Annotated in this window: 22 protein-coding genes and 3 pseudogenes; 6 read left to right on the top strand and 19 right to left on the bottom strand. The window is 52.9% G+C overall.

Annotated features, from left to right (window positions below; translation table 11 throughout):
• Positions 1–148: 148 nt before the first annotated feature.
• A pseudogene (locus JCM13996_RS04650) lies at positions 149–761 on the bottom strand (DapH/DapD/GlmU-related protein).
• Positions 762–829: 68 nt separating this feature from the next.
• A complete protein-coding gene (locus JCM13996_RS04645) occupies positions 830–1,570 on the bottom strand; it encodes a hypothetical protein (RefSeq protein WP_054750020.1) in 741 nt (246 codons plus the stop codon).
• A gap of 120 nt (positions 1,571–1,690) precedes the next feature.
• Between JCM13996_RS04645 and JCM13996_RS04640 the strand changes: the two genes are divergently transcribed.
• Positions 1,691–2,623 (top strand): magnesium transporter CorA family protein, encoded by a 933-nt coding sequence (locus tag JCM13996_RS04640; protein ID WP_054750018.1) that lies wholly within the window; start codon positions 1,691–1,693, stop codon positions 2,621–2,623.
• Positions 2,624–2,673: 50 nt separating this feature from the next.
• On the opposite strand, the gene JCM13996_RS04635 is transcribed toward JCM13996_RS04640, so the two are convergent.
• The 5 genes and pseudogenes from JCM13996_RS04635 to JCM13996_RS04615 all read right to left on the bottom strand — a co-directional run bounded on the left by JCM13996_RS04635 (position 2,674) and on the right by JCM13996_RS04615 (position 6,015).
• Positions 2,674–3,357 carry an NAD(P)-dependent oxidoreductase gene (locus tag JCM13996_RS04635; protein ID WP_156321864.1) on the bottom strand — a complete coding sequence of 228 codons (684 nt, stop codon included), beginning with the start codon at positions 3,355–3,357 and terminating at the stop codon, positions 2,674–2,676.
• Positions 3,303–3,620 (bottom strand): Rossmann-fold NAD(P)-binding domain-containing protein, encoded by a 318-nt coding sequence (locus JCM13996_RS04630; protein ID WP_054750014.1) that lies wholly within the window; start codon positions 3,618–3,620, stop codon positions 3,303–3,305. Before JCM13996_RS04630 ends, JCM13996_RS04635 begins: the two co-directional genes overlap by 55 nt.
• A gap of 20 nt (positions 3,621–3,640) precedes the next feature.
• Positions 3,641–4,947 (bottom strand): annotated as a pseudogene (locus JCM13996_RS04625) (dicarboxylate/amino acid:cation symporter).
• Positions 4,948–5,276: 329 nt separating this feature from the next.
• Entirely contained in the window at positions 5,277–5,825 is a 549-nt protein-coding gene (locus JCM13996_RS04620) for a DUF3278 domain-containing protein (RefSeq protein WP_054750012.1), read from the bottom strand.
• Positions 5,806–6,015, bottom strand: coding sequence for a helix-turn-helix transcriptional regulator (locus JCM13996_RS04615; RefSeq protein WP_054750011.1), 210 nt, complete (start codon positions 6,013–6,015; stop codon positions 5,806–5,808). The genes JCM13996_RS04620 and JCM13996_RS04615 overlap by 20 nt, the downstream gene beginning before the upstream one ends.
• Positions 6,016–6,174: 159 nt before the next feature.
• Here JCM13996_RS04615 and JCM13996_RS04610 point away from each other — a divergent pair, with 159 nt between their 5' ends.
• Both JCM13996_RS04610 and JCM13996_RS04605 read left to right on the top strand, forming a co-directional pair.
• On the top strand, positions 6,175–6,603 hold the full coding sequence (locus JCM13996_RS04610) for a MarR family winged helix-turn-helix transcriptional regulator (RefSeq protein WP_054750009.1): 429 nt from the start codon (positions 6,175–6,177) through the stop codon (positions 6,601–6,603).
• Positions 6,604–6,681: 78 nt separating this feature from the next.
• A pseudogene (locus JCM13996_RS04605) lies at positions 6,682–8,006 on the top strand (dihydrolipoyl dehydrogenase family protein).
• 103 nt (positions 8,007–8,109) lie between these two features.
• On the opposite strand, the gene JCM13996_RS04600 reads toward JCM13996_RS04605, so the two are convergent.
• The 8 genes from JCM13996_RS04600 to JCM13996_RS04565 form a co-directional block, all read right to left on the bottom strand.
• On the bottom strand, positions 8,110–8,760 hold the full coding sequence (locus tag JCM13996_RS04600; RefSeq protein ID WP_054749998.1) for a hypothetical protein: 651 nt from the start codon (positions 8,758–8,760) through the stop codon (positions 8,110–8,112).
• A 48-nt stretch (positions 8,761–8,808) separates the two neighbouring features.
• Positions 8,809–9,567, bottom strand: a complete 759-nt coding sequence (locus tag JCM13996_RS04595) for a SpaA isopeptide-forming pilin-related protein (protein WP_162205174.1) — start codon at positions 9,565–9,567, stop codon at positions 8,809–8,811.
• Positions 9,501–9,692: a BspA family leucine-rich repeat surface protein gene (locus JCM13996_RS12865; RefSeq protein ID WP_369395695.1), complete on the bottom strand. Its 192-nt coding sequence runs from the start codon at positions 9,690–9,692 to the stop codon at positions 9,501–9,503. The genes JCM13996_RS04595 and JCM13996_RS12865 overlap by 67 nt, the downstream gene beginning before the upstream one ends.
• Positions 9,693–9,706: 14 nt before the next feature.
• Positions 9,707–10,744: a BspA family leucine-rich repeat surface protein gene (locus tag JCM13996_RS04585; protein WP_054749992.1), complete on the bottom strand. Its 1,038-nt coding sequence runs from the start codon at positions 10,742–10,744 to the stop codon at positions 9,707–9,709.
• Between the two features lie 91 nt (positions 10,745–10,835).
• On the bottom strand, positions 10,836–11,369 hold the full coding sequence (locus tag JCM13996_RS12350; RefSeq protein ID WP_263848866.1) for a SpaH/EbpB family LPXTG-anchored major pilin: 534 nt from the start codon (positions 11,367–11,369) through the stop codon (positions 10,836–10,838).
• Positions 11,270–12,475 carry a SpaH/EbpB family LPXTG-anchored major pilin gene (locus tag JCM13996_RS04575; RefSeq protein ID WP_054749988.1) on the bottom strand — a complete coding sequence of 402 codons (1,206 nt, stop codon included), beginning with the start codon at positions 12,473–12,475 and terminating at the stop codon, positions 11,270–11,272. Before JCM13996_RS04575 ends, JCM13996_RS12350 begins: the two co-directional genes overlap by 100 nt.
• A 250-nt stretch (positions 12,476–12,725) precedes the next feature.
• A complete protein-coding gene (locus tag JCM13996_RS04570) occupies positions 12,726–13,697 on the bottom strand; it encodes a SpaA isopeptide-forming pilin-related protein (protein ID WP_054749985.1) in 972 nt (323 codons plus the stop codon).
• Entirely contained in the window at positions 13,697–14,374 is a 678-nt protein-coding gene (locus JCM13996_RS04565; RefSeq protein WP_054749983.1) for a pilin N-terminal domain-containing protein, read from the bottom strand. The genes JCM13996_RS04570 and JCM13996_RS04565 overlap by 1 nt, the downstream gene beginning before the upstream one ends.
• 179 nt (positions 14,375–14,553) lie before the next feature.
• Here JCM13996_RS04565 and JCM13996_RS04560 point away from each other — a divergent pair, with 179 nt between their 5' ends.
• Together JCM13996_RS04560 and JCM13996_RS04555 are read left to right on the top strand one after the other, a co-directional pair.
• Positions 14,554–15,384 carry a class C sortase gene (locus JCM13996_RS04560; RefSeq protein WP_054749981.1) on the top strand — a complete coding sequence of 277 codons (831 nt, stop codon included), beginning with the start codon at positions 14,554–14,556 and terminating at the stop codon, positions 15,382–15,384.
• A gap of 2 nt (positions 15,385–15,386) precedes the next feature.
• Positions 15,387–16,187 carry a class A sortase gene (locus JCM13996_RS04555; protein WP_054749979.1) on the top strand — a complete coding sequence of 267 codons (801 nt, stop codon included), beginning with the start codon at positions 15,387–15,389 and terminating at the stop codon, positions 16,185–16,187.
• A gap of 97 nt (positions 16,188–16,284) precedes the next feature.
• Here the strand turns inward: JCM13996_RS04555 and JCM13996_RS04550 are convergent, their stop codons facing one another.
• Positions 16,285–17,196 (bottom strand): helix-turn-helix domain-containing protein, encoded by a 912-nt coding sequence (locus tag JCM13996_RS04550; RefSeq protein WP_156321862.1) that lies wholly within the window; start codon positions 17,194–17,196, stop codon positions 16,285–16,287.
• A gap of 532 nt (positions 17,197–17,728) precedes the next feature.
• Between JCM13996_RS04550 and JCM13996_RS04545 the strand changes: the two genes are divergently transcribed.
• Positions 17,729–18,646, top strand: a complete 918-nt coding sequence (locus tag JCM13996_RS04545; protein ID WP_054749975.1) for a class C sortase — start codon at positions 17,729–17,731, stop codon at positions 18,644–18,646.
• Positions 18,647–18,967: 321 nt separating this feature from the next.
• Here JCM13996_RS04545 and JCM13996_RS04540 read toward each other — a convergent pair whose 3' ends face one another.
• The 3 genes from JCM13996_RS04540 to JCM13996_RS04530 are packed head-to-tail and all read right to left on the bottom strand — an operon-like array spanning position 18,968 to position 20,780.
• A complete protein-coding gene (locus tag JCM13996_RS04540) occupies positions 18,968–19,204 on the bottom strand; it encodes a hypothetical protein (RefSeq protein ID WP_054749973.1) in 237 nt (78 codons plus the stop codon).
• 4 nt (positions 19,205–19,208) lie between these two features.
• Entirely contained in the window at positions 19,209–20,207 is a 999-nt protein-coding gene (locus JCM13996_RS04535) for a helix-turn-helix domain-containing protein (RefSeq protein WP_054749970.1), read from the bottom strand.
• Between the two features lie 30 nt (positions 20,208–20,237).
• A complete protein-coding gene (locus tag JCM13996_RS04530) occupies positions 20,238–20,780 on the bottom strand; it encodes a helix-turn-helix domain-containing protein (RefSeq protein ID WP_054749968.1) in 543 nt (180 codons plus the stop codon).
• Positions 20,781–21,040: the final 260 nt, after the last annotated feature.

Below are 21,040 nucleotides of genomic sequence, written 5' to 3'. Positions count from 1 at the left end.
CCAGTATACACGAAATCATGTACCGGGTGGAACCTGGCTGCGACGATTGATCCCGGTTGGCGTCCGCATCATTGCCACCAACGGTACTCCAAGTCTCAAAAGGGAGTTGCCATCTAACCCATCGGTCAGTTGACAACTCCCTTAATTTTTATCCCTGATAATACTCGTCCGCTTGTCGCTGCCAGTACTGGCGGTCGCGTCGGTGATCTTGCGTAACACCCTAGCAGGAGTACCGACGACCACCACGTCGTCCGGCACGTCTTTGGTCACCACGCGCCCGCGCCAACGACCACGTTATTACCGATCGTCACGCCGGGCAACACCGTCACGTTACCCCCCAACCAGGTATTATCGCCAATCACGATGGGTTGAGCAAATTCCAAGAGGCTCGTCCGCACACCCGCATCGATGGGGTGCCCCGCCGTCAACAAGTTAACCCGCGGCCCAATTTTTACGTTGTCGCCGATGATGATCCAGTTGGTATCCAGAAAGATGGCGTTGACGTTGCAATAAAAGTTTTTGCCCACCTTGATGTGCCGGCCGTAATCGACCTCAAACGGTGGCTGGACAAACACGTTATCGTGTTCACCCTGAAAAATTCGCCGCTCCAAGGCAATAATTTCCTGTACGTGGTCGGCTGGCAACTGATTGATTCGCTGCACCAAGCGCTTGCCGGGCCACTCGCGGTTAAACGACTTGATTTTATCCGTCACGTACAACTTGCCCGCCAACATGCGGTCATATTCCTTGTCAGTACTCATTTTGTGCTCCTCAGTAAACTATGTTGCCTTTTATTATACCGTAGTCGCACGTCATTGCAGTACCATAGCTATTCTTGTACGTATTCAGCCTTAACATCAAACTGATCTTCAGTAACGTTACCCGCAAAGTTGGGTGTCGCTAAGGAAAGCGTACCGTGTACATTGTAAAACAGGTAAAAGCGCTCACCAACGTAGCGCGCCCCATCATCCGCTGGCCCGTTGTCAGTAGCAATGGCTGTCACAACGTTAACCTGCGTATTGGCCTTCACGGTGCGAATTTCCTCATCATTACCGTGACCGCTAAACAACCTAAACTCCGTCGTGGGACCTTGTTGTATTTCAGCCCCTACTTTGGTAACCATGGGCGGATCTGGCGAATCTTGTGGGTACACAATGGTCAGAATATGGTTGTAGCTTGCCCCCTGTGCGGCGTTAATAGTGATGGAAGCCGGCTCGTCAACCCCATAACCGCGGTAGGTCGTATCTTCAAAATCGCCAACCCCAACGGCATACTGGTAAGTATCTTGGCTTGATGTGGCATCAGTTGCACGTCCAACACGCGGCTGAGTACTACTGGCCGCCGCATCGGCATTACCACTACTAGTTGTCTTGCCCGCACCGTCAGACATGCGCGACGACTTAACGGTCACCCGTGTTTGCGACGCCACATTGCGTCCCCGTTGCTGCGCCAGCATCGGGCCCAGAATAACTACCAATGCCACTACCACGACAACTACCACAGCCGCTGTTACCCACAACCAACCAAGCCGACGCCGCTGATGCCGGCTCCGACGCGTATCATTACCCATCTTTTCGTCCTCCTCTTCTCGGGTAATAATAACATACTAACTAAGCCAAAATGAAAATAATTGTAAGCGGTTGCTTTACATACGGTTGCCCCCGTACACTGGAATTAGGAGGTGAACCACATGAGACAACCACGCCCACTAGGAACAGCGCCTGCCGCCGTAGAACGACCGGCGCGCTGGCTACACATCGACGACTTGAACCGCACCCAAGCAAACGCGTTGGCACAGCGATACGATGTCCCCACGACCTGGCTAGTCGACGTGACCAACAGTCACGCTGACCCCCGAGTGGAGGATCTAGCTAACAAGGAAGATGGCCAAGCGCTGATCCTCATCCGTGCTCCGTACCAAACAACCACTGCCAACGGCATTACCGCTTACGAGACCATGCCGGTGGCCTTCATCCTGCACGACGACTTACTAATCACTGCCTGTGCCGCCCCGCTGCCCATCCTGACTGAATGGGAGCGGCTCGCCGAAGTGCACGGTACCGTCACCACCTTTGCCGCGGCCGCCATCCACGCCGTCTGTGATGCATTCACCGCGACGGCCGATACCGTTGATGACACTACCCGCAAAATGGAAAAACGGGTGACTAGTTCATCCCACAACGACCTGCTGCTCGAAATTATGGCGATGGAAAAGAGTTTGGTTTACCTGAGCGCCGCACTCGGCCACATGCAGTCGGTCATGGCGGAGTTACGCAAAGTTGACTACCTGTTCACGACCGATAGTACTGCTGGTGAGCTCCTTTACCGGGCTAACATCGAGTTGAACGAGGGGTTGACCCTGGTTGAGAGCACCGAACAAATTTTGGAGCAGTACAACGCGGCCATCTCGGCCATCGTGGGCAACAACTTGAACCTCATCATGAAGATGCTGACCAGTGTCTCCATCTTGCTGGCAATTCCACCCATCATCAGTGGTATTTGGGGCCAAAACACCTGGATTCCTTGGCAACACGGTGCCAGCGGCTTCTGGATCGTATTCGCTATTTCAGCCGCATTAACCGGCATGGTGGCGTGGTGGCTCAAGCGGCGCAAATACTTTTAACGACCAATACAAACAGGGCGGCCCGTCAATGGGGCCGCCCTGCTGTGCGTTTACTTAAATTGCGGTTCGTTAACGGGAAAGTCTGGTCGCTGTCCTGACAGCACCTGGTCGATCATCCGCGCCGCCGTCATCGCCATAGTGCGGTTAGCTTCCTCCGTGTTGGCGCCAATGTGTGGCGTCACCAACACGTTCGGTAGATGCCACAGCGGGTTGTCCGCCGGTAGGGGCTCTTCAGCAAAGACGTCCAGTGCCGCGCCACCAATTGTGCCGTTCTGCAAAGCGGCAATCAGCGCCGGTTCATCCACGATACTACCGCGGGCCAGGTTGATTAACCCCGCATGTTCAGGCATCAGCCCAAACTCGTGGGCGCTAACGCTATGAATGGTGTCCGGTACCGCCGCCAGGTGCAGGCTCACGTAATCCGACCGCCGGAACAGCTCGTCCCAGGTCACAAAGCTACCATAGGGCGTGGGCCGCGGGTGCCGATCATAGATCAATACGCGCGCCCCCAATCCCGTCAGTAATTGCGCCAGTAACTGGCCGATGTGCCCAAAGCCGACAATACCGACCGTCGCACTGCCAACTTCATGTCCCAGCAACCCGTACGCGGCCGCCCAGCCGCTTTGCTGCATGCATGCCTGCGTCTGCGGGATGTTCCGGGCTAACAACAGAATGTCCATCAACGCGGCCTCAGCCACCGCCCGGGCGTGGCCCCCGGTGTGTTGGTGACCCACACACCACGACTGGCAGCGTAGGCAACGTCAATATTATCGTAGCCGACCCCGCGCCGCGCTAACACTTTCAGATTGGGCATCTGGTCGTACAAATCGTTGGTCAGGCGCTTGCTGATCATCATCACCGCGGCCGCATCGGGCGCCAACCGCAGAATGTCCTCCTGCGACGGGTTAGCCACCGTCAGCACCTGGTACCCGTGATGCGCTAAATAGTGATCCGTTAATTTATCCGCGACGGTTGGCACAATTACCTTTGCTTGCATCCATTCCACCTACCCATTACTTATTCGGCCGCACCGGACTGAACGGCCCGGTTGTGACCACGTACCTGCTCAAGGTACCGCTGCGCTTGGTCAGCGTCAAACTCACCTTCCGATTTGGCCACCACTACGGACGCCAGGGAGTTGCCAAAGACGTTGACGGCGGTGCGGCCCATATCAACAATCCGGTCGATACCGGCGATAAACGCCAGCCCCGAGGTTGGCACGCCAATGCTGGACATGGTCGCCAGCAAGACCACAAAGACGGCGCCGCTGACCCCCGCAGTACCTTTGGACGTCAGCATTAAAATCAATACCAACGATAACTGCTGCATCAGCGTCAGGTTAATGTTGTAGCCTGCGCCAGGAACAACGCGGCCAACGACTCATAAACCGCCGCTCCATCGAGATTGAAGGAGTAACCCGTGGGGATGACGAACGAGACAATGCTGCGGCTAACACCATAATTTTCCATTTTGTCCATTAATCGTGGTAACACGGTTTCGGAACTAGACGTGGAAAACGCTAGGATCACTTCGTCCTTGATCACGCTGAAGATGTGGCGAGACGTAAGCCAAACAACCGTGCAGTCAGCCCCATGACCACCACAATCAGGAGGCAAAGGCCACGTAGGTTAACAAGATGAAGTATCCCAGGGGTTTCAACGCGGACAGGCCCATCTGCGCAATGGTGGCACCAATCAGGCGCACACCCCAATGGGCGCCGTCTTCATGACCCAGTTGGTGACTTTGAACATCACCTGGGAAACGGCATCCAGAAAATCAATAATGATTTGTCCCTTACTGCCGAGCGACGCCGTACCGAGCCCAAATAGCACGCAGAAGAAAATGATGGGCATCATGTTACCGGCGCTGAGCGAGGCAAAGATGTTGGTGGGGATGATGCTCTTGACCAACGTCCAGAGGCTGCCATCCTTAGCTACCGTTTTGGCGCTGGCTACGTACTGGCTAATGTTGGTCGCCGTCAGTGACTTGATGTTGACCAGGGTTCCCGGATGGAACACGTTGGCAATGACGAGCCCGAGGATGATGGCGATGGTGGTGATGATTTCAAAGTAGACCAGGGTCTTCACGCCAACGCGACCCAGTTTGCGGACATCCCCCATGCTGGCGATACCCACGGTCAGGCAGGAGATCACGATGGGCAAAACAATCATTTGGATCAGGTCGATAAACATGGTCCCCACGTTGTTCATGGCGGTAATTGCCGTTTTATTTTGGTAGAAAACGGTTCCCAAGATGAGGCCCAGAATCAGGCCAATGAGGATTTGCCAACTGGTAGAAATATGGAGCCGTCTATGTGTATGCATCGCCAACACCCCGCTTAATAGAATGATTTCATTATAATGGTATTAGTTAGTGAATGGTGGACTTTTTTTTGTGAAATTGCGCAGCGCGTAGCCCTTCAGGGCGTACGCGCTGCCACTCGGAGGCTGCGCGTCAGCTCAGCCGAGAGACTGAAGCCCAATACCACTAGGCCTTCAGATCCAGCGACATGACAGGGCAGTACTAACCCCTCCAGGCGTGCGCGCTGCCACTCGGAGGCTGCACGTCAGCTCAACCGCGAGACTGAAGCCAATACCAATTAATCAAGTCCAACAAAAAAAGTGGCTGTACCTACCACAACCACTTTGCCACCTCAATCATCATCCTTGACCGTACGGATGCGCCAGCGCTCATAAGCATACATTACAATACCCAGTATGATGACAAACCTCAAGGCTGGATGTAATTCGCGCCAGCTGAACATCAACCGCCAGAAACTACCATGGTCGTAGTCCATCGCCGTGTTCAGCAACCACTCCGCAATGAAAATAATGGGCAGTAGGTAGGCATACCGCCGTCGGAGCTTCCGCACGGCCTGCTTCTGCTGCGCGGGACTGACTTCTTGCCAAAAGATATCAGTGCGCTCCAACGGTAATAGCACCACCGCCACTACCACCACGAATAGACCCACCATCTGCGTTATTAATGCAACGTAAAACAGGTGTTCAAAGTTAACTTGCTCAGCTTTGACCGCATACAAGCTCAACGCAAAGCTACTGAGTAAGTCAAAGAGAAATATTGACACTAAGCCCCAAACTGCAGTGCGACCAACCGCGGCCCGAATGTGCTCGTCCACCACACCCGGGATACCAAAGAACCACTTGATCAGCCGGTCGTTCCAACTAACTTTGGTCTGCTTCATCTTGCTGCCTCCAAAATAAGGTGTTCAAATCCGTCCCCAACACCCACGCTAACCGCAAACAAAGGTCTAGCGAGGGGTTATACTTACCGTTCTCAATCAAGTTAACCGTCTGCCGGGCAACCCCAATTTCGTTAGCGAGTGCTAACTGCGATAAGTGCCGTGCACGACGATATTCACGTACATGATTCATTCTGCCACCTCGCGCTTAACTGTCATATATATCTGACACCAATAAGATACTACCTGTACTTGCTTATGTCAATTATATGTGACATTATCCGCCATTTGCCTTATTGGCGGGTAAGCCCTATACTAATCTCAATCGTGCACGACTGATACGGAGGAAATCATGTCTACTCATGTTCATTTAGCGGACCAACTGTGCTTCAGCGTCTACAACGTTAACCGACTCTTTAACAAGTTCTACCAGGAGGCGCTGAGCCCATACGGCCTCACCTATCCGCAATACTTACTGCTCACGGCGTTGTGGGAACACGACCACCAGGAGCTACGGGAACTGGGCGTAACTTTGCACCTCAGCTCCAACACGCTGACGCCCCTCGTTCGTCGGTTGGCCCAAAGTGGTTGGGTCAACCGCACCCATCCGGCTACAGATAAGCGGCGGTTGATCGTCAGCCTCACCGACCAGGCCCGTGCTAACGAGGACCCGATTCACCAAACGTTAGCGGACTGCTTGGGTCACTACGCCCTGACACTGGATGATTACCGCGAGGCGCTCGCACTGAACGAAAAATTGATTGCCGCCCTGAACAACTAGGGCGGTTGCTTTCCACCGTATCAGTCGTGCACGATTAATAATTATTAGGAGGAAACAACTTTGGATTATGACGTAATAATGATTGGCTCGGGTCACGCAACCTGGCACGCCGCAGTGGCACTACTACAGGCGGGTAAACACGTGGCCATTGTCGAACGCGACCTCGTTGGCGGTACCTGCACCAATTATGGCTGTGACGCAAGATTGCCCTAGATGGCGCCTTTCAGCTCACCGAGCAACTTCACCGCTTTGCTGGCAGCGGTGTGACCGGTACAACTACCATCGACTGGCCGGCCTCATGACCTACAAGCACCAGGTCATCGACCCGCTCGCCCCGACCATGACACAACTATTTACCCAAATGGGTATCACCATGATCACCGGTGACGCCACCCTCGTCGACGCACATACGGTCAAAGTCGGTGGGGACACCTACACTGCCGACAACTTCGTCCTGGGAACGGGTCAGCGTCCCGCCACGCTAGATATTCCGGGTAAAGAATACATTCACGACAGTCGGGCCTTCCTGGACTTGCCAGACATGCCACAGCGCATCACCTTTATTGGTGCTGGCATCATCGCCATGGAATTCGCCGCCATGGCCGCCACCATGGGCCGGGACGTCCACATCGTTGAATTTAGTGACCACGCCCTGAACGGATTTAACCCGGACTACGTGGCCAAACTGCAAGCTAAGCTGACCCAGCAGGGCGTGCAGTTCCATTTTGGTGAAGCCGTCACCAGCATTGCCCACAGCCAGCAGGGCTTGACGGTCACCACCAAGAGTGGCCTGACCATTGAGACCGACTACGTGCTGGGTGCAACCGGACGCGTGGCTAACGTAGAGAACCTCGGTCTGGAACAGTTGGGCATTGAGCTTCGCGCCGCGGCATTACCGTTAACGACCACCTGCAGACGGCTGTACCGAACATCTACGCCAGTGGCGACGTCATCAATAAAGTACAACCAAAGTTGACCCCAACGGCCACCTTTGAATCCAACTACATTGCCGGTACTATTTTGGGTAACTCCACCCCGATTGCCTACCCGGCCATCCCTAGCGTGGTCTTCACCATGCCCCGGATCGCACAAGTCGGCGTCACACCGAGCGCTGCTGCGCAGGATACGGACAACTATCGCACCCAGGTCATTCCGTTCGGCCAACAACTCGCCTTTGAGTACAAGCACGCGCTGGACGCCGAAATGACACTGGTGTTCGACCATGAGGCTACCTAGCCGGCGCCAGCGTGTACGCTGACGATGCCGAGGAGCTGATCAACCTGCTGACACTGATTATCAACGGGCACTACACCAGCACCCAGCTTCAACAACAGATTTTTGCCTTTCCGAGTGCGAACAGCGGCATTATCGACCTGTTAAGCACGCAGTTGCCGCGCGCATAAAGTCCTCCATGACACACCACCATGCCGAAACAAGGTGGTGCATGTGTCCACACAAAAGAGCCCCTACCTTTGCCCAAGCAAGGATAGGGGCTTTCGCTTATCATCAATCGTTGACTGTACGCATCCTGTGCCAAACTGCACGTACCAGCAATGGCATGCCCATAAGGACCAGCATCATTACTAACACTAGTAAGCCTGGCGTTCGGTATTGCCCACCCGTTTGCAGGATGTGCGCTCCTTTGTGAAGATGACCACCGTTCCCAACGGGCTCAAAGGTGTTCGGCAGCCGGTGCTCACTGGGAGTAGTGGGCACCATTAAGCCTGACTTGGGAGTGTAGGTGTACATGAGGTGCGTCGTGTTAAACACTAGCGCTACCGGGCCTGCCGGTGTAACCACTCCCGGTCCACTTAGTTCCTGGACTAAATAAGTGGCATTCAGGGCCAACCCGTCAACTTGAGCCATACCCTCCGCATCCGTGGTCACCACTATACTAAAAGCTTGTCTACCAGCCAAAGCGCGATAAGTCCGTGGCTGTTGCGCGTTAATGGGAACACTACTGCGTGCGACGATGCGGGTCACCTGGTAACGGGCACCGCCCAACGGCACCGTCTGTTGGGACACACCCTCGCCACTAGCGGCCACGCGCTTGTTGATATTTAACGTACCTGTATCTGTGGCTGCACTCACCACCTGACCGTGCGTCCAGCACACAATCCCCAGAAATGCAATGAGCACCAACACTAGTTTCTTCAAAGGGGTCCCTCCTTTCTCATTGAAAAATCAACAATTGCCACGCAGTAGCTAAGCACGCCGCCGCGCCAGCATGCCGGTCGTGCCCAACACGACTGCTAACGCTCCGGCTACCACAGTCAAAAACGTACCGTGCCCGCCAGCGTGGGGATATTGCTTAATCAAGTTGCTGTCGTTTTGCTTGTCCACCACCAACGTGACGGTGACATCATCACCATTAATTGTCGCGGTGCGCGTATCCGTGACAGCTTCGTAGCCACCCGGCAAATCACCTAGTTTAACGGTATAGTCACCATCAGTCGCATTAATGGGCACCGTGACCGTTCCGTCGGCCCCGGTCGTGCCACGCATGACTTCCTTGCCATTACTATCCTGCACAATGATCGGCACACCGGCTAGCTGAATTGGGTTGCCCTGGTTATCCTCCAGTTTTGCAATCACGTCGTAAGCAAAGCGGAACGTATCGGTGCGGGCGCTTGCGTCAGTTGGTGGCTGGTACGTTTCTTTGACGGTTCCCGCACCGCTAACGTACTGCTTGTCATGTTGCTCACCACGCCAAGTGCCGTATTCCGTTGCGGAGAGCTGGAACGTAGGCAAGACTACTTTGCCAGTCCATCCTGAACCAAACTTGATCGATTTTAATTGCGATTGTGCTGCGCTATTAGTGTAGGTATAGGTCGGAAACACCTTGTCACCGGCTGACCACGCACCCTTCACGCGCCAACTCGATAAATCCAGGGTGGTTAAGGCATAATCCTGGTAAAAAAAATCTGGGTAATGTTGGCATTCCCGTTCGTACTTAATTGCCATTTAGCTACTGGCAAGTTCTTAATACTAGTCATACCTTGAAACATACTTGTCAGGTTCGTAATGTTAGTCAATGTCCAGTTGGCAATCCCAGGCAAATCCGTCAGTTTAGCATCGTCCTGGAACATGTTGCCAGTATTCGTCACCGCGGTTGGTTGCCAGCCGTGATGTCCAGACTAGTCAGGTTTGTCATACCTTGAAACATGCTGGGCATCAGGGTTGCTTGAGCCACATTCCACTTGCTTAGATCCAGTGACTGGACGGCTGTATCGTTATGAAACATACCACTAAAATCTGTGACCTGCCCGACATTCCAATTGAGCCGGCCATTAAACTTGAGCTGGGAGTCATTTTCAAACATATAGGACATGTTGGTCGCCAGTTGTGTCGGCCAATTTTGAATTGACGCCAAATTAGTGAGCTGGTACATATTCGCAAACATGTAGTGGAAGTCTTGCCCCTTTGCGGTGTTCCAACCACTCAAGTCCGGAAGAGCTGCCAATGCGTTATCATCATAGAAAGCGGAATTAAAGTTGGTGACGTTCGCGACGTTCCACTTGTCAATGCCGGGTACGCTTAACAGGTTCTTTTGCCCGGCAAAAACATGATCCATCGTCGTCACGTGGCTAACATCCCAACTGCCTAAACCTTCAATATCCGTCAACTTGGCATTGGTGTTAGTGCTCCCAACAACACTATTACTTTGGTAGGAAAAGAAGTATGCCAATGAGGTTAACTGCGAAGTATCCACGTTGTCTAACCCCGTAATTTTGGTGAGGTTAGCAAACTTCTGAACGAACCCTGCGGAATTGTCGTTAAAATAGTTTTTACCCTCAATGCTGACGGCAGTCACACTTTTTAGGTCAGCTAAACTGATGTTGCCATTCAACGGAGTGCCTGAAGCGTCCAGTGCCGACGCGGCGTTGGCTGCTGACATGTGTAAGGTGTTGTTACTATCAATATAAATCTTGGCGTACTCCTGACCGTTGCCACCTTGTAGGAGCCACTGCCCCTTCTTGGTTGCTGCGTTATAGGCACTGTTATTGAACGTCGACGCCGCGTGCACATCCTGGGTATTATTACCTGCCCACAGGCCTAAACTAACAAGCCAGGCCAGCAAAAGGATTACGGCCAGTTGCCACCACCGGCTTGATTGGTGTCTTGTTGCTGCTGGTGCCATCTTTCCGCCCCCTTAGGTTAGCGTGAACCCATTTCTACAAAGAGGCGTGGCGATTCCTCGCTACGCCCGTCGTGTAGTTTTACCATATCAATTAGGCGTTACGCTGACGCCGCTTCATAACGTAGACCCCAGTACCACCGGCAACAATCAGTACGGTCGTGAAGGCGTAGAGGAGAATCCGGCCCTGCGCACCAGTCAGTGGCAAGTTTGGCAGCATGTTGTCGTGGTCAACAACAGTAGCATCGTTCTTTTCATCCTGCGTCGCGGTAACTTCGTGAACCTGCTGGTCAACGTCATAACCTACAGGTGCGTCTGTTTCAACTAGGTAATACTTCTGAGTGTGATTCCCATCCTTGCTAACCTGCAAGCCTGTAAATTCAGCTTTACCTTGGTCATCGGTCGTCACCTTTAGCGGGTCACCGTTGGCATCCGTAACGGGGTTAGTCCCGGCTTTGGCGTCGGCTTCACTGTTGTACAGTTCAAAGGTGGCGTTTGCCAACGGCTTGTTGTCCTCATCAGTCTTAGTCAGGTCAACATTACCAAAGTAGACCGTTGGCACTGGCGTGTTATCTGTGCCTGGCTCGCCAGGGGTAGTTGTCTGGTGCTGTTCTTGACCTGGTGTAATAGTTCCCTTGTAGTAGGTATCAAAGTGGTTTTCAATCTTGGCATCGGAATTAGCTTGACAGTCGTCTCCAGTTTGGCGGTCAACTTGCTACCCTTTGGTGCGGCGGCCAGCTTTTTGATCCCATCATCAGTCAATTCAACCGTGACGGTGGTACTACCGTCGGCTTTGGCCGTGGTGACCTTGTAATCCGTGTCGGCTGTTAAAGCGGTGTCCGTCATGCCACCATTGGAGTTAGGCGAGCTAATGACCACTTTGGAAACATCCTTGTAGGTCATCAGGTCGTCATCCAACTTATCGGTCATCTTCAACTCACTGGCATACGTTTTGTACGTCGTGGTATCCGTAGTGGTTGTACTCCCATCCGCGTTCGTGACGGTGCTGCTGGTATTACCAGCCGTTTCCACCCCGGAACCGTGGATATCGGATGGCCGGTCAATCGACAAGTCCCAGGATACAGCGGCGCCGCTCTTGACGCTGTCTTCAGTGGTGCCGTCGTCAAAGGTCTTCGTTGGGTTCAAGTTCATGCTGTCAGTGTCGACTTCGTTCTTAGGATAGATGTTCACATCGTACTGCAATGACTTGTCCCCAGTCGTAGCGTCTACGTGGGTCATTGGTACATGCACGATGAATGGTGCGGCTGCCGTCTTGACGGCGTCGCTCGGAAGTTCAGTAACCAGGTAGTAACCATCCGCAGACGTCCCCACACCCAGATCAATGTTCGCGGTACCATCCCCATCAGTCGTAGCCGTCTGTTTAGTAAAGCTGCTATCCACGGTGTAAGTCGATGCATCGCTGGCATCAAAGGTCTTGCCGGCCACCTTGGTGACTTTCTGAACCGTAAAGCTGATCCCTGCCAGCGGTTTGGCATCGGCTGGGACATCATCGGCGCTGGGTTCCTTACCATCCGTGTTCTTGGCTGGCTGACCGGTGTACTTGTGCAACGTGATACTACGTGTAGATGTGTCATCGGCAACCACCGCGTTTTTCGTGGTCGCTGCGGTCACAGTTGCAAAGTGACTTTCAATCACTGGGGCGCTCGCTGCACCCAACGCGCCGAGGGCTAACCCGCAAACTCCGACAATGTGGACAATTTTCGACTTATTCATAATTTTCTTCCTCCAACAAAGTAACCTGAATTTCGCTAGGCGACACCCCCATGACGTCTAACATTATGGGTTCATAGTAGCACCCAACATTTACCTGGTGTGGAAAGTGGCCGGTTCTGTCCTGGCCACTTCTGACCCCTTATTTTTAATTAGAGCGGCAACTAGCAGTACCTATTTATGACAGGCAAATTTGCGCCCAAATATCGCGCTAAAAACAGCCACACAGGCGTGTGGCTGTTCCGTTGACACACTATTTAGTTGGGGCAGCGTGGCGCCGTTTCATGAAGATTACGCCGAGACCACCAGTGCCAATAAGCAAGGCCGCCACCTCATAGAGAAGTAGCCGCCCGTCCCGCCCCGTTAGTGGAAGGTTGGGTAGAACGTTATCGTGATCCTTAACGGTTGCGTCTACTGTGGTATCACGTTTGGCGGTTACCTCGAAGACCTGTCCGTTGAGGTCGTAGCCCACCGGAGCATCCGTTTCTACCACCCAGTAGGTTTGTTGCTGAGTAGTCGGGTCAACTTTAAGTCCGGTAAATTCAGCAATACCTTGTGCATTTGATACCGCCGTCAGGTCGTGATCCGGTACGGACGGATCCGCACTCGGCCCGGTTTGCACCGGATTCTTACCAGCCTCAGCGTCAGTTTTACTGTTATATAATTTGAAGGTGGCGTGTGCCACATTATTTCCGTTCTCATTCGTCTTATGAATATCGACGTTTCCGGTATAAATAACTGGTGCCCCAGTATCCGCGTTCGTTGGCAGAACCGGCTTGTCCACATCCCTTGCGCCGTCCTTGAGTGGATCCGTGGTACCTGAATGCTCATGAATTATAGTATTGGTTGCCGTCCCCTGGTAGAAGGTATCAAAGGTATTGATGATTTTCCCGGTGACGTCTGGATTAACCGTGGTACCAATTGGTACCGTCAGCTTGGTTCCCGCCGGCTCGGCAGCAAATTTCTGAATGCCTGCTGCCTTCAACTTAAACGTCAATACAGAATACTTACCATCCGTCACCAAACTATTGAGTTGGGCGCCGCTATCGTCGTAATCACTCGTGTCCAAATTGATCTTTGTACCATCAGGTTCCTTGAAGTATGGCGTATTGTAACCTAGATACTTGAGATTGCTAGTCACGAGCGGATCCGAAAACGCAACCTCCTTGGCGTAGGTGATATTACCATTGTCGTCTGTGGCCTTGATATCGGCTGGCCGCGTCACTACCAAGTTCCAAATGGCAAAGCACCCTGCATGACCGACGTCGCAGTCGTGCCGGTGCCACTAGTATCATTCGTCACAAATTTTTCTGGATTGAGCGCCACCGCGTTGTCGTCCACCTTATTCTTAGGGTACACGTTTACATCGTAGAGTAGGGTCATATCCCCTGTGCTGGCATTCTTAGTAGTCTGTGGCAAGTGCACAATGAACGGAGCAGTAGCCGTTGCCACCAGCTTGCTGGCAACTTCCGTAACCAGGTAATACCCATCTGCGTCTTTGCCCGTCCCGACCGTCAACTGAGCCTTGCCATCGCTACCCGTCGTGGTAGTTTTGGCGGGAAAGCTATTATCAACGGCATAGGTGCTACTATCACTAGCATCGAGTGGCTTGCCCGCCACTTTGTCCACCCGTTCGACCCGAAACTGGATGCCCTGCAGTGGCTTGCTATCCGCGGGTACGTTGCTGGCATCGGCCGTAGTACCAGTCGCCTGTGCTGAGGTAGGCGTCGCACTTTCTGTATACTTGTGTAAAGTAATGGTGCGGTCCGAAGTGTTGTCCTCCGCCGTGGCGGCCACTACGGGTATAGCCGGTTGGTTGGTACCGGCTGTAAGGATTGTGCTCACCAAACCCAAAGCCAAACCGAGCGCCAACAGCCCCCGAACAATCGTTATCTTCTTCATTCTCTAGGGCTCCTCAAGTTACCGAATTTCCTATATGAGGCTAATGTAGCATGTTTAGTGCAGGATAACGCTGGACCGGACAGAAGTGGCCCGGTCAGAAGTGACCACTAATCATGCGTAGTATTGCTGCCAGATGGTATGCTTAACACATCAATACACTAAGAAAGGTAAGAATTGGTATGCAACCACGACGGCGACAGGACCATTGGGCCATCAGCATTTACATTGGGTTGATTATTGTGGGCTTCGCACTGCTTCTGGCACCAACTGTATACTCCCACATGGTGCAGCAACACTACCAACGGCAGGTCACCGTCTACCAGCATCAACAGTCCAACCAGACACGACAAACGCGGACCTTGCGCCAGTATAACCAAGCACTAGCACGACACCAAGCTCCTGTGTTACCGCTGACCCGGGCCCAACAACACCACGTGATTGGCTACGTGTCGGCCCCCCGCATCCACCTCATTAACCAGCCTATCTACTACGGTGATGACGACACCACCCTTAGCCACGGCGTTGGAGTGATGCCAGGTACCAGCCTGCCCATTGGTGGCCGGTCAACCCTGAGCGTAATTTCTGGACACTCTGGCTTCAATAACCAAATCATCTTTGACAATATTCGACACCTACACAATGGCGACCGGTTCTACGTCACCGCACTGGGCCAACCACGCCACGCCTACCGGGTGTACAAACGAATCGTTGTGGACCCCAACAGTCATCACGCACTGGCACCAACGACAATCCAACCGGGTCGAGACATCACGGTACTGCTGACGTGCACTCCCATTTTTATCAACTCGCACCGCTTGTTAATTTTTGGCCGTCGTGTCCCAATCACGGCGCGAACCACTATAAGTACCAACGCCAACAAACATGTAACTGCTAACCTTCCCCATTGGTTCACAATCGTTGTGGCAATAGTGACCCTCTGTGCTGTCATTGCCATTACCTGGTGGGTGGTGCGTAACTGGTCGCACCAAAACAACCAAAGGACGCACTAACTATGAAACACTTTATTCGCTGGTTCTGGAGTCCACTTTTACTCCTCTTGTTGACCGCCGCTGCAGTGTGGCTTGGCGGTCTGATCATTACCCAGGACGTCCCCATAACCGTGCAGCAATGGCAGGCCCAGGCAGCCATTAACGCGCACAAGCAGGCAGGCCACTACACCAAAATCAATGATGTCGACACCGCAACTTTGGCCCACGCACAAGCCCACGCCAGTGCGCTGCAACGGCGATACGGCATGGGCGAACTGCGAATTCCCGCCATTAAAACGGACCTGACCATCTACTCAGTAGTCAACAACGCCACCCTGTCGACCGGGGTTGCCCGCTACTTTCCAGACCGCCGCATGGGTAGTGGCAACAACGTTTACGCGTCCCACAACCTGGTGGGGGCAGATATCCTCTTAAATCGCACTAAGGACTTACATCACGGTGACGAGATTGCGCAAACTGACTTTCAACACGTTTACCATTACCGCGTAGTCTACAACCGGGTCATTCGCGAAACCGAAACGACGGTGTTGAACCAGACCAGCGAGCGCCGTATCACCCTTATCCACTGTGAAGGCCCGCTCAACACCCCGTTTCGCCGCGTGGTGATTGCTCGCTTGAGCAAAGTCACTCGCTACCACGCTCCACGCAAACAAGCGTCACAAACCTTGCTCCGCCGCGGCCAACGGCTAACAGGTGCACTAGCTAATAACCACCTCAACCGACCACTCATCGCCACACTCTTGATTGTGTTTATCATACTCTTGGCCTATGCCTACCACGGATTTTACGCCACCAAGCGGTAATGATCGTCATGACAGTCAAACAGCTCCTGACCAACTGGGTATGTAATTACCCAGTTGGTCAGGAGCTGTTTGCTTGCTCTGAACATGAACGTGTATTTTATTCAGTGGCGCCAGCCCGCAGGCGTTCCACGTTGCGCCACAATTGCTCAATACCATCATGGTCACGCTGAAAAATGTTGTGTGGAATGAACCCACCGACGCTGGCCAGCAAGTCATCCTTCATCTTAACGGCCTGCTGCTGGTCGCCCGTGAGCAACTCCACAATGGCAACACACAACCGTTTATACATTCGGAAATAGTAGTTGCTCCATAACACCACGCGCTGGCGAATCAGGTCACAAACCTCCAAAACATTGTCCACCTTACCCGAATCCACGGCGCTATCGATCAAACCAATGTAGAAACTATCCAGTACAGCGTCAGCTTGGTCATCCAACCGCGTCCAGCCCAACGCCCGTTCATTAAGTTCGTGCCCCTTGAACGTGTCGCGTAGTTCAGCATATGGTACGTAACTGACGACCCGACTCACCACGCGGAAATCAAAGGCCGTCCACTGCTCGTAGTTAGCCAGCTGGTGAAACAGGCGGTTGGCTGCCTGGTGGGCGCCATCATCATCCCCACGCAGCTCGCACAACATGATGTCACAGGTCAAAATCTCGCTTTTCATCCACGGCAGGTATTCCTTCTTCATCGCAGCGGTCAATTCCGCCTTGGTGGCTTCAAGCTGCTTCGTGTCACCCGTTGCCCCCGCGTTGATAATGTGACCGTCAACTTGATCAAACGACCAGGTGTGACCTTCTACTAAGCCATCGACTTCCTCTGGTTCCGCCGTCAGGTAGGACAACAGGTGGATGAACTGGCTCAGCTTCATGTCCACTTGCCCCTGCGCGATTCGTTGCAGGGTCTTTTGCGACCAGCCCAAATCCTGCGCTAAGCGGTGCCGCGGAATGTGCTTAGCTAAGCGTAACTCCTCGATATACCGTCCTACCGCTTCAAAATCAACAGCCATGATTGGCCCCCCAATATTTACCGTTCGCCACGCTACCTGTAAACCATTAATCACCAAGTTGTACAACCAGTGATTTTGTGCACCAGGCTGTCTTCGTAGCCCCCTCTAATACAATTATTATAGCAAATGGTGGTCACTTGTGTCCTTATTATGAAGCGCTTCTCACCAGATTGACGTAAACTTGTGCGACGATGAGCAAGTTGATATGGTTGGTGCATCGGTAGGCACTACAAAATAGTCACCCATCACTTAGCAGGATTAGTAGGGGTTAACAGGTCAGTTCTGTCCAGGTCACATTTGTCCCCTTTGCTCACAGCCACCATCAAAATGATTATGATAGTTTTTGACGGTACGACGCGTTCCCAAAATGTTGCGTACATGCGCGTCGTGCATCATACTTAGTGGTGCCCAGTATAAACCCCAGTATGTGATTAGACGCCGCCCGCCCCCCAAGCTGTGCATTGTCTTCACCAAACGTTGCCGGGTTAGTACTGACACCACATTTTTGTACATATGTAAAGGAGGGAAAACCGTGTCCACCAAGCCACGTACCACCGCAGTACCCCAAGGCCCGACAATCCAGTCGCATCGACACGGTTGGTTGAAGTGGTTCTTCGGGACCATGGTCGTTTTGGGAGCCATCATTTTCTTCGCCCCCATGATCTACGAACACCAACAGGCCAACCAGCGCATGCACTTGGCAGAAGCCTACCGCAAGCATCTCTATCCGGCCGACGCAAAACGTGATGAACTAATTCGTCATTACAACGCTAACGCATATGCTACCCAGCAACACCGGGTGCGGCCTTACCACCAAGTCACTATCAAGCAGATCATGAATGGCCATCCCCACGCCGCAATTGGCAACATCACCATTCCCAGCATCAAGTTAAAGGGAATGCCAATTTACTATGGGGATAGCGACCGGGTCCTGGCAAAAGGCACTGGTGTTATGCCGTTTACCTCGCTTCCTGCCAAGGGCCACTACGTTACCTCATCAGTTACTGGACACACCGGGATGGCTAATAAAATCTTCTTTGATAACATTCGTTACATGAAGAAAGGCGACGTATTCTACCTAGACGTCTTTGCCCACCGCCTCGCCTACAAGGTTTACCGCAAGCAAGTGATTGACCCGCAAAGTCCCGACGCCGTGTCACACTTTTACGTCCAGGGACGACAGAATCGCGCCATCCTGATGACTTGTACGCCAATTGGTATCAACGACCACCGCTTGCTGGTATATGGCAAACAGGTACCCATCAAGGAAGCAGAGCAAACCCACACCATTCCGCGAGACGCCTTTAGCCCAATGAACTTGTGGCGGGACGCAATCATTCTGTTACTGGTGCTACTGCTACTGTGGTGGCTCTATCGGTGGTACCAAGACCACAGGGACAAAAAGCGACAACAAGGCGCAGCAACAAACACGGAAGAATCAGCCGACTAGTTACAAATAGACACCAAAAAGCTCCAGCGACCGTTACCCGGTTACTGGAGCTTTTTGAATACGAACGGGCAGATGCCTGTACTAACCGACTGGGTGCTTACAATTGTTACCCAGCAATTGCAACCCCAGCTTCAAGTACCGCCCGTCTCAGATGGTTCTAACTACACTACCCATGATCTTACTCCATAGACTGTCTGATCCCTCAAACTCAACTAGACCAAGACTACCTTATAGTTACATTATGCAAAGTAATAATGATAAAGAGAAGTAAATTTGCATATCTGCCTCTTCGTTAATACGTATGACCATTATTAGTTGCTTTTACGCGTGGTCGTGCTCCTCAACCGCCGCGTCATCAAACGTACCAGCCGGCAACTTGTCAGCCCACTCTGTTTTCAGGGAGGCCAAAGTATCAGTGTGACCCGTCAGGACGGTCTGGTGCACGAACAATTCCAGTTGCTGATAATGTTCTTGCGTCGGTTCCAACACGTAACGGGCGGCGTACCACATACCTACTGACTGCCAGCGCATCGGCGTCGGATCAGCAATTTTGGGCAACCAATCAAACGTCCGTAAAAAAATTCTTCGCCGCCTCAGCATCGAAATTACGCACGATCCGCCTGATGGCATCGCTCATACCCCAGAAATAGTAATTCGCCCCCACTGTGTACGGATGACGGGCCAAAACCCGCCAACCTTTCTTAAACAGCAAGGATAATTGGGCCGGTGGCAGTATGGTCGCCAACGGAATGGTGGCATGAGTCTCCAAAGAACCCCACAAATTCATTTGCAACATGCCTTTAGCCAATTCGGTAGCCTCCTGCTGGGTCTCGGCATCATCAACTAGCCCCTGCTTGGTTGCCGCTAACAGGATCAGCCGTTCAGCGCGTTCAGTCTTCTGCGGCATGTACGGTTGTTGCTGCAAGAATTGCTCAATAATTGGTAGTGCCCGCGCCCGGTCCAAACCATTCACCCGCTTAAACGTTGTGCGCAGCGTAAGAAGTGCCGGACTACCATCGCCTGCTGGCACGGGCGTTGCAAGTACCTGGGAGACTAACAATCCGAGTTCGCCGGTCAGCCGCACCAATGACCCAAAGGATAGACGCGTCTGGCCGCTCTCAAAGCGACGAATGGCGGAGGTGCTGGAAGCACGGGCTACTTCACGAATACTGAGGTGCAACTGCAGCCGGCGATTGTGGACCACCGCGGCCGCCGTGTCTCCGTGCTGAATGTGCACCCCGTGATCAACCAAGTGCTGGTTGTGGTAAACTTTGCCAACCTGAACCCGGTTAAACATTAACTCAAACCAGTGGGCGTCGGTTTCGACCCCTAAATCCCGTAGCGCTTGGATGATCTTCACCACGCGCTGGCTATTGTCGGCAGTGGGTACGTGCAACCAACGGTACACCGCCTGGCCGAACTGCCAGTTGGGCAGAAACTCCGTGAGGGCTGCCTTGACTCGGGGTACCTTAAAGCTACTGGTTAATTCAGGGGCGATGGCGTCAGCCAAGTCCATATCGCGGTCCATCAAGGCACCGAGCCAAATCATCAGTAACTGCATTTCCCGCGCACCACTCCAATTTTGTGATACTTAGCGCGCTCGTTGTGCGAGTAACACGAGTAATTCATGACTCGCCGGACCCACAATGGCCTTGAAGAACTCCGCCTCGATCAGCCCAAACTGCCCAGGATTGTTGAGGTAATCCGCCAAACGCTGCTCCTCCTCATCGGTCAGGCGGCAACGGGCCCGGGGCCAGAACTTACCGGCACGGAACAAAATTGCCACCAACTCCGTGACGTTCGTTGTCTGCGGTTGGTTCGCAAAGTACTCCTGTTCACGTTTCCGCAATTTGGGGACATCATTCAGCTGTATGAGCTCTTGCAGATCCAACGGTAAGTTACTCCAGTCGGTAATGTAATAGCTGATGAAATCCAACTCGTCGATCCCCAAACGGGCCATTAACCCCAACACTTTGTCCGTACTAATATCCAGTTCACCACGTTCAAAGCGCGACAGTGTGGCAGCAGACCATTCGCCGCTAACTTCGTTCAAGGTTAACCCACGACCAACGCGGTACTCGTGGAAGAACTTCCCTAACGCCTGTAGATTGTTGTTACCTGTCGTACTACCCATATTGACCCCTCCATACGTCATTGCCGCATACCGCTACCCGGCGGCCGTACCCATTCTTGTCGATGCAATAACGTTAGTGTTGCTACAAAGTCATTATGTTGGGCGTTAACTATTAACGGAAGCAAATTTGCATATCTGCACTTTTGCAAGGGACGCGTCAATTTGCTGGCAACTCCAGAATTTGGTATGGGAGGCACATTAAAATACCGTCGATGCTTGACCGGCTAAACTCACTAAATCGCTATTGGCCTGTTATTGCA

This window comes from Lacticaseibacillus thailandensis DSM 22698 = JCM 13996 (genome assembly GCF_001312865.1).
GTDB classification, from domain to species: Bacteria; Bacillota; Bacilli; order Lactobacillales; family Lactobacillaceae; genus Lacticaseibacillus; species Lacticaseibacillus thailandensis.
This window is presented reverse-complemented; position numbering and strand designations above follow the sequence as displayed.

Bases quoted from the DNA above. Each gene is read 5' to 3' on its own strand.
- JCM13996_RS04620 (WP_054750012.1), bottom strand. From the start codon at position 5,825: ATGAAGCAGACCAAAGTTAGTTGGAACGACCGGCTGATCAAGTGGTTC.
- JCM13996_RS04575 (WP_054749988.1), bottom strand. From the start codon at position 12,475: ATGAATAAGTCGAAAATTGTCCACATTGTCGGAGTTTGCGGGTTAGCC.
- JCM13996_RS04610 (WP_054750009.1), top strand. From the start codon at position 6,175: ATGTCTACTCATGTTCATTTAGCGGACCAACTGTGCTTCAGCGTCTAC.
- JCM13996_RS04595 (WP_162205174.1), bottom strand. From the start codon at position 9,567: ATGGCAATTAAGTACGAACGGGAATGCCAACATTACCCAGATTTTTTT.
- JCM13996_RS12865 (WP_369395695.1), bottom strand. From the start codon at position 9,692: ATGTTCCAGGACGATGCTAAACTGACGGATTTGCCTGGGATTGCCAAC.
- JCM13996_RS04615 (WP_054750011.1), bottom strand. From the start codon at position 6,015: ATGAATCATGTACGTGAATATCGTCGTGCACGGCACTTATCGCAGTTA.
- JCM13996_RS04550 (WP_156321862.1), bottom strand. From the start codon at position 17,196: ATGGCTGTTGATTTTGAAGCGGTAGGACGGTATATCGAGGAGTTACGC.
- JCM13996_RS04530 (WP_054749968.1), bottom strand. From the start codon at position 20,780: ATGGGTAGTACGACAGGTAACAACAATCTACAGGCGTTAGGGAAGTTC.
- JCM13996_RS04640 (WP_054750018.1), top strand. From the start codon at position 1,691: ATGAGACAACCACGCCCACTAGGAACAGCGCCTGCCGCCGTAGAACGA.
- JCM13996_RS04630 (WP_054750014.1), bottom strand. From the start codon at position 3,620: ATGCAAGCAAAGGTAATTGTGCCAACCGTCGCGGATAAATTAACGGAT.
- JCM13996_RS04555 (WP_054749979.1), top strand. From the start codon at position 15,387: ATGAAACACTTTATTCGCTGGTTCTGGAGTCCACTTTTACTCCTCTTG.
- JCM13996_RS04560 (WP_054749981.1), top strand. From the start codon at position 14,554: ATGCAACCACGACGGCGACAGGACCATTGGGCCATCAGCATTTACATT.
- JCM13996_RS04535 (WP_054749970.1), bottom strand. From the start codon at position 20,207: ATGCAGTTACTGATGATTTGGCTCGGTGCCTTGATGGACCGCGATATG.
- JCM13996_RS04585 (WP_054749992.1), bottom strand. From the start codon at position 10,744: ATGGCACCAGCAGCAACAAGACACCAATCAAGCCGGTGGTGGCAACTG.
- JCM13996_RS04565 (WP_054749983.1), bottom strand. From the start codon at position 14,374: ATGAAGAAGATAACGATTGTTCGGGGGCTGTTGGCGCTCGGTTTGGCT.
- JCM13996_RS04645 (WP_054750020.1), bottom strand. From the start codon at position 1,570: ATGGGTAATGATACGCGTCGGAGCCGGCATCAGCGGCGTCGGCTTGGT.